Here is a 5000-nt window from a genome sequence, read left to right on the forward strand (position 1 = left end):
ACAAACAAAGAAGAAATTAGCTTAACCGGAAAAGAATTGGAACTGTTAAAATTCTTTACTTCAAACCCAGGGCAAGTATTTACAAAAACACAGCTCTTCCGAAATGTGTGGGACGATAATTATATAGAAGATGACAATACCGTTATGGTACATATTCGAAAACTTAGAAAGAAAATAGAAATTGACCCTTCCAATCCAAAATTTATTCAGACTATATGGGGAATTGGTTATAAGTTTGTAGGTGAAAAGCTTGAAGACTGATAAAACCCTCTTCCTTATTTCATTACAACTTATCATTTGCGGGATTTTAAACATACAAATGGGCCCAAGATTAAAAATGTCTTTATTTATTATCCTTATCTTAATTACAATTTATCTCTTCTTTTCAAGAATACAATTCATTCAACATCGTAAAGCAATGGATACTAAATTAAGTCGTGTACTAAAAGGAAACTTACAAACGAGATTATTCACAAGCAATGACCACTCATTACATAATATCGTTTTTTCAATAAACGAGCTAATAGCTAAATTAGAGCAGGTTCAGATTGAAGCCAAAAGATCCGAGGAATCCAGAAAACAACTTTTGTCTAGTATCTCCCACGATATACGAACACCACTCACCTCCATCATCGGATATATAGATGCTTTGAAAGACGGAGTTGCTGCTTCTGAAATAGAAAAACAAGAATATCTTAAAATACTCTATATGAAATCAAATAACTTAAAGCACCTAGTTGATGAAATATTCAATATGGCGAAGCTAGACGCTAATGAATTTCCACTAAAAGAAGAAGAACTCGACTTTTCTGAAGTTACTAGAGAAGTTTTGATTGAATTTTTACCTGAGCTCTCAAAACATAACATCGAACTGCAAATTCTCATACCAGATTCTACTTGTCCTATCATCGCAGATCATCTAAGCATTATGCGGATTATCGGTAATTTAATGAAAAATGCAATTTATTACGGAAAGGATGGGAAAACAATAGGAATCGAACTGCTAGAAGCTGATGCAGAATACAAACTTCATATTTGGGATCAAGGCCCTGGTATTCCAAAACATGATTTACAAAACATATTTGAGCGAATGTACCGAAGCGAACAATCAAGAAACTCTTCATTTGGTGGTAGCGGTCTCGGACTCTCTATTTCTAAAGCACTCGTTGAAAAAAATGGTGGGCATATATGGGTTGAAAGTACTCCATGGAAACGAACTACTTTTGGCTTTTCTATTCCAAAACACAATACTTTTAAGAAATAGTTAAGAAATGATTAATATGCAGTTAAGCCTTCCTTTTTATGATGTAAGTAAGAACTTATAGAAAGCAGGTGTCTCCTATAAATACAATTATAAAAACGACTAACCTTACTAAAGTATATGGCAATCAAAAATCAGTAGATAATTTAAATATTAATGTTCAACAAGGAGAGATTTATGGCTTCATAGGCCGCAACGGTGCTGGTAAAACAACAACCATTCGTATGCTGCTTAGTCTTATAAAACCTACAAGTGGAACGATTGAAATATTCGGAGAGAACTTATTCCAAAATCAAAAAGATATTTTAAGCAGAATTGGTTCTATAGTTGAAGTTCCAGGATTTTATGAAAATTTAACTGCAAAAGAAAACCTACTAATTAATGCAAAGATAATTGGGGTTCACAAAAAGAATGCTATCGAAGAAGCATTAGAAATAGTAGGCTTGCAGCATGAGACAAAAAAGTTAGTAGGAAAGTATTCTTTAGGAATGAAGCAACGCTTAGGAATTGCACGCGCTCTTCTCCATTATCCTGAGCTACTCATATTAGATGAACCAACTAACGGACTAGACCCTATTGGTATTAAAGAAATGCGAAAACTTATTCATTCTTTAGCTCAAGAAAGAAATATAACAATACTCATTTCTAGTCACATATTAGCCGAGATAGAACAGTTGGTCGATCGTATCGGAATTATTCATGAAGGAAAGTTACTAGAAGAAGTTTCTCTTGATACGCTGCGCAAAGCAAACCGTAAGTACATAGAGTTTCAAGTGAATAATGACGATAAAGCTGTGATGTTATTAGAAAATCATCTTCAAATTTTAGATTATGAAGTACATGATGAAGGAAATATTCGTATTTACTCTCATTTTGGACAACAAGGATACATAAACAGAACGTTTGTTCTTAATGGTATTGAAGTATTAAAAATGATGATAAGCGAAGATAGACTAGAAGATTATTTCACCAAACTAGTTGGAGGTGGAACAATTGGTTAATCTACTCTATACAGAACTCTTAAAACTAAAACGCTCTAATATGTTTTTAATTAGCATTATTGGTGCTGGTGTCGCACCTTTCTTAGTTGTAGTAGCCTCTTATATACATATAAAAACAAAACAGCCTACTCCAACTATTTGGTTCCATCAATTATTCACTGACGTTAACTTATATACTACTTTAGTTATAGGATTCCCCTTATATGGAGTAGTGGTTGCATATTTGCTTACCCGCGAATATGCAGAAGATACACTGAAAAATTTACTAACTATCCCCGTGTCGCGCATTAGCTTTATTATAAGTAAATTCATCATTCTCTTTCTTTGGATTATGATGCTAACTTTAGTCGCTTGGGCACTTACTTTAATATTAGGGCTATTGGGGAACTTCCCTGGCTTTAACATTTCTTTACTTTTAGGTTCTTTCCTAGAATTTTTAATATGTGGTGGACTTCTCTTTCTATTGTCTTCACCTATTGTGCTACTAACTCTTGTAATGAAGAGCTATGTACCGCCCATTATATTAACAGTCATTATTACAATGACTAATCTTATGCTCGTAAACTCCAAGCATAAAGATTTATTTCCGTGGACCGCTACTCTAGATATCGCAAATAACGAATTACAACCGACATATCCACCAGAGTATTCTTATATCATCATTGCAGTAACGACAATTTCCGGATTTATTGCAACACTATTCTATTTTAAAAAAGTAGACATTCATTAATTTGTAGGAGTGAAACTATGAGCGATATCATTATTGCCTTCATACTCGGTATTGTAGAAGGATTAGCTGAATTTTTACCTATATCCTCTACTGGCCATCTTATATTAGTCGGGCATTTATTAGGCTTTGAGGGAGAAAGAGCGAAAACGTTTGAAATTGTTATTCAGCTAGGCGCAATTTTAGCCATTGCAATTTTATATCATAAACGTCTCGTTTCTTTATGTAATATTAAGCCTCTTCTACAGAAAGAAAAAAATTTCAACGCGTTCCATGTATTTCTTGGCGTATTTCCGGCAGTGGTTGCTGGTTTGCTACTACATGATATTATTAAAACATACTTATTCCAGCCATACACTGTTGTGATTGGACTTGTAGCAGGTGCAATTCTTATGCTCTTTGCAGAAGTAAAAAAGAAAGAGGCAGCAGCCTATTCACTGGACGATTTAACATACCGCCAAGCTTTAACAATCGGATTATTTCAGTGCTTAGCAGTATACCCTGGCTTCTCTAGAGCTGGCTCTACTATCTCTGGAGGTCTATTAGCAAAAGTAAATTATAAGACTGCATCTGAATTCTCTTTTCTAATAGCTCTTCCTGTAATGGTTGGGGCTACAGGCTTAGACTTACTAAAAAGTTGGAAGTATTTAAGTGTCGATGACATCCCTATGTTTGCGGTAGGATTCATTACCTCTTTTATAGTAGCGATGCTAGCGGTAGTAACTTTTCTAAAGCTTTTAGAGAAGATAGGTTTAAAACCTTTTGCGTACTATCGTATTTTGTTGGCTATCTTATTTACGCTTTTCGTATTGCTATAGATTCATATAAGTCACATATTATTAAACTGATATTCAATTTAGAATATCAGTTTTTTCATCTATTTCAACTCTAGTATTACTCACTTCAATATGGCATAGTGATAATAAACTACCATTCATAATCTGAACGTTCTTTAAGTAACTACATCCTTTATCATAAAATGCAATTGGAAAATTAAAGATTCCATATATGTACAGAACATATTTACAAACTATATTCACTCCACATAGTATCTTTTTAATTTGCAACACACCGCTACAACTTTTAAATGAGTACAAAGACATACTAAATAAGTAAGTAAATTTCCTAGGAATTATAAAGAGACTAAATATGAATTAGAGTGAGGTAACGATAAAAATGAATCAATTAGCACAAACATATTGGGATACTTATTGGGGAAACAACAAAAAACCAGAATCTGTTACAGCTTGGCAATTTGGGGATGCCCCTAATTATCTTGCACAACTAGTAATTGACGGTATTAAAACCGCTACATGCTCCGGTCACATTTTTTATGAATTAGAACATGAATCACTACCGACTACTATTGATTATAGTATTATACTCAATAGTAATGATGAACCTGTAGCTATTATTAAGACAATAGAAGTAACTGTAACACCAATGAATGAAGTAAGCGAAGAATTCGCTATCGCTGAAGGCGAAGGAGATCGTACTTATAATTACTGGAGAGACACCCATGTTCGTTTTTTTACAAAGGAACTAAATGAGCTTGGTCTTAATTTCTCTGAAGATATGTTACTCGTCTGTGAGCGTTTTGAACTTGTTGATGTGAACAATAAAGTGAAATTTTAATAAACTGAGATTTACCAGCCATTCTTATTTTTATAAAACACAAAAAAGACGAGTCATTCTGACTCGTCTTAAAGTTGCTTGGCGACGTCCTACTCTCACAGGGACAAGGTCCCAACTACCATCGGCGCTAGAGAGCTTAACTTCCGTGTTCGGTATGGGAACGGGTGTGACCTCTCTGCCATCATCACCAAACTATTGAAGGCATATTCCTTCAAAACTAGATAACATTTGCTACATATTATATGGTTAAGTCCTCGATCTATTAGTATTCGTCAGCTCCACATGTCACCATGCTTCCACCTCGAACCTATCAACCTGATCATCTTTCAGGGATCTTACTAGCTTACGCTATGGGAAATCTCATCTTGAGGGGGGC

General features: G+C 34.4%; 6 protein-coding genes and 2 rRNA genes (2 of these 8 running past the window's edge). 6 read left to right on the forward strand and 2 right to left on the reverse strand.

Annotated elements, in window-relative coordinates; translation table 11 throughout:
* The 6 genes from B9A45_RS00060 to B9A45_RS00090 all read left to right on the forward strand — a co-directional run.
* Positions 1–261: the final stretch of a response regulator transcription factor gene (locus B9A45_RS00060; protein ID WP_000651991.1), read on the forward strand. It extends 453 nt beyond the left edge of the window; the window shows 261 of its 714 coding nt (coding positions 454–714); its start codon lies off the left edge, out of view; its stop codon occupies positions 259–261.
* Entirely contained in the window at positions 251–1264 is a 1014-nt protein-coding gene (locus B9A45_RS00065) for a sensor histidine kinase (RefSeq protein WP_141552493.1), read from the forward strand. The genes B9A45_RS00060 and B9A45_RS00065 overlap by 11 nt, the downstream gene beginning before the upstream one ends.
* Positions 1265–1332: 68 nt before the next feature.
* The gene (locus tag B9A45_RS00070; RefSeq protein WP_084063778.1) at positions 1333–2262 is read left to right on the forward strand and encodes an ABC transporter ATP-binding protein; all 930 of its coding nucleotides are present in this window, start codon (positions 1333–1335) and stop codon (positions 2260–2262) included.
* A complete protein-coding gene (locus B9A45_RS00075) occupies positions 2255–2992 on the forward strand; it encodes an ABC transporter permease (RefSeq protein ID WP_000247716.1) in 738 nt (245 codons plus the stop codon). Before B9A45_RS00070 ends, B9A45_RS00075 begins: the two co-directional genes overlap by 8 nt.
* 17 nt (positions 2993–3009) lie before the next feature.
* The gene (uppP, locus tag B9A45_RS00080) at positions 3010–3807 is read left to right on the forward strand and encodes an undecaprenyl-diphosphate phosphatase UppP (RefSeq protein WP_084063779.1); all 798 of its coding nucleotides are present in this window, start codon (positions 3010–3012) and stop codon (positions 3805–3807) included.
* Between the two features lie 358 nt (positions 3808–4165).
* Positions 4166–4624, forward strand: a complete 459-nt coding sequence (locus B9A45_RS00090; protein ID WP_001072418.1) for an ASCH domain-containing protein — start codon at positions 4166–4168, stop codon at positions 4622–4624.
* A gap of 76 nt (positions 4625–4700) precedes the next feature.
* Here B9A45_RS00090 and rrf read toward each other — a convergent pair.
* Both rrf and B9A45_RS00100 read right to left on the reverse strand, forming a co-directional pair.
* A 5S ribosomal RNA gene (gene rrf / locus B9A45_RS00095) occupies positions 4701–4816 on the reverse strand.
* Positions 4817–4866: 50 nt separating this feature from the next.
* Positions 4867–5000 (reverse strand): 23S ribosomal RNA (locus tag B9A45_RS00100); it runs 2788 nt beyond the window's last position.

Source organism: Bacillus sp. JKS001846 (assembly GCF_900176455.1).
In the GTDB taxonomy this organism is placed as follows: Bacteria; Bacillota; Bacilli; order Bacillales; family Bacillaceae_G; genus Bacillus_A; species Bacillus_A cereus.

Excerpts from the sequence above, each read along its gene's own strand:
- uppP (WP_084063779.1), top strand. The coding sequence starts at position 3,010 with ATGAGCGATATCATTATTGCCTTCATACTCGGTATTGTAGAAGGATTA.
- B9A45_RS00090 (WP_001072418.1), top strand. The coding sequence starts at position 4,166 with ATGAATCAATTAGCACAAACATATTGGGATACTTATTGGGGAAACAAC.